General features: G+C 37.1%; 3 protein-coding genes. All 3 read left to right on the top strand.

What is annotated here, in order from left to right:
- Window positions 1-252: c-type cytochrome (locus DD829_RS16275; RefSeq protein WP_133240950.1), on the top strand; the 252-nt coding region annotated here is incomplete at its 5' end.
- Between the two features lie 9 nt (window positions 253-261).
- Complete coding sequence (locus tag DD829_RS16270; protein ID WP_108411575.1) at window positions 262-807, top strand: YceI family protein; 546 nt, start codon at window positions 262-264, stop codon at window positions 805-807.
- On the top strand, window positions 804-1,174 hold a 371-nt coding region (locus tag DD829_RS16265; RefSeq protein ID WP_133240949.1), incomplete at its 3' end, for an ankyrin repeat domain-containing protein. The genes DD829_RS16270 and DD829_RS16265, both read left to right, overlap by 4 nt.

Here is a 1,174-nt window from a genome sequence, read left to right as displayed (position 1 = left end):
CCGATTGCGGAAGTGGTAACTTACAATAAAGACGTAAAGCCCATTATTGATGCCAATTGTGTCAGTTGTCATTCACCGGGAGTTCAGGCTCTTTCAAATTATTCTCAGGTGAAAGCAAATATAGATAATGTCATCAACAGAATAAGCCGCGCCAATGGAGACCCTCTGAAAATGCCTCAAGGAGGAAGTTTATCGCCTTCACAAATTACGATCATCACGAAATGGAAAGCCGACGGGCTTCTCGAAAACTAAAAATTTAAAATGAAAAAGCTAGTTTTACTTATTACAGCGTTATTCTTTACCAATTTTGCTTTTGCGCAAAAGTATATGGCTAAAACAGGGAAAGTAACGTTTGAAGCATCTGTACCTCTATTTGAAGATGTTTTTGCACAGGACGACAATAATGTCGCGGTAATCAATGCTGATACAGGAGATTTTGCATCAGTTTCTGTCGTGAAAAACTTCCATTTCAAAACAAAATTAATGGAAGAGCACTTCAATGAAAGCTATGCCGAAACCGCAAAATATCCAAAAGCAACCTTCACCGGAAAAATTCTGAATTTTGATAAATCCAAATTATCCGCAACGCCACAAAAATATACCGTTCAGGGAAAATTAAATTTTCATGGAGTAGATAAGGCGTACAATTCTGCGGCAACCATTTATGTCAAAGACGGAAAAATTTATATGTCGGGAGGATTTGTAGCCAAGACCGCAGATCATAAAGTAACCATTCCGAAAATGGTATCTAAAAAGATTGCTGAAAACGTGAATGTTCAATACAATTATGTTCTTACAAAACAATGAGAAAATTAATTTTATTGTTAGGAATGTTTCTCAGTTTTACTTTGGCAACTGCTCAGGAAAAAGCAAAATCTATTTTTGATGTGGCAAGAAGCGGTACAGTTGCTGAAGTGAAGGACATGATGAAACAGAATCCGAACATCATTAACCAAACTAATGAAAGCGGTTTTTCTCCTTTAATTCTGGCTTGCTACAGAGGGAATGTAGACGTTGCCAAATTTTTGATGGACAATGTGAAAGATGTAAATTATAAAAGCCGTGAAGGAACTGCGTTGTCGGGGCTTTCCGTAAAATATAACAAAGATCTGGTAACCTATATTTTAGAGAAAAAAGCAGATCCTAATATTGCGGATGCTACAGGATCGACCCC

It is taken from the genome of Chryseobacterium sp. HMWF035, from assembly GCF_003094695.1.
GTDB lineage: Bacteria > Bacteroidota > Bacteroidia > Flavobacteriales > Weeksellaceae > Chryseobacterium > Chryseobacterium gambrini.
The sequence above is the reverse complement of the archived record's forward strand: the minus strand, read 5'-3'. Positions and strand labels throughout refer to the sequence as shown.